This is a genomic window from Pseudomonas sp. 51_B (assembly GCF_017491595.1).
Taxonomy (GTDB): Bacteria; Pseudomonadota; Gammaproteobacteria; order Pseudomonadales; family Pseudomonadaceae; genus Aquipseudomonas; species Aquipseudomonas promysalinigenes.
Window position 1 is genome coordinate 1 of sequence record NZ_JAFGYW010000092.1, and the last position, 657, is coordinate 657.

The window sequence follows — 657 nt, forward strand, 5'->3', positions numbered from 1 at the left end:
CTGTTGGGCTTTGCCCTGTTTGCCCTTGTCACCTCGATCACACCGGGGCCGAACAACACCATGTTGCTGGCGTCCGGAGTGAATTTCGGTTTCAACCGCACCATTCCGCACATGCTCGGCATCAGCTGCGGCTTCTTTTTATTGGTGGTAGCGGTGGGCTTCGGCCTTGGCGCGGTGTTTCAGGCCTATCCGATTCTGTATACGGTGCTGCGATATGTCGGCGCCTCGTATTTGTTGTATCTGGCGTGGAAGATCGCCCACTCCGGCCCGGTCGGCGACAGTGCCCACGGCGAGGCGAAACCGATCAGCTATCTGGGCGCCGCGGCGTTCCAGTGGGTCAATCCCAAGGCGTGGATCTGGCCATCGGCGCCATCAGCACGTACACGCCGATGCAGGGTTATTTCTATAACGTCGTAATCATCGCGGCGGTGTTCGCCATCATCAATCTGCCCAGTGTCGGCCTGTGGGCGGCGTTCGGCACGCTGTTGCGCAATGTGCTGAAAGATCCGCGCTGGTTGCGCGTGTTCAATTGGGGCATGGCAGCGCTGTTGGTGATCTCGTTGTATCCGTTACTTCGCGAAAGCTGTCACTGACGCATTGCTTCAATCGCCGGCCCGATGCCTGTTAAGCTCGGTTTCAGGAGCGTTCCTACGCACT

The 657-nt window shown here is 58.8% G+C and carries 1 pseudogene; it reads left to right on the plus strand.

The features are described from left to right. Positions 1 to 593, plus strand: a pseudogene (locus tag J5M56_RS23795) (LysE family translocator); the annotation flags it as partial. Positions 594 to 657 lie beyond the last annotated feature (64 nt).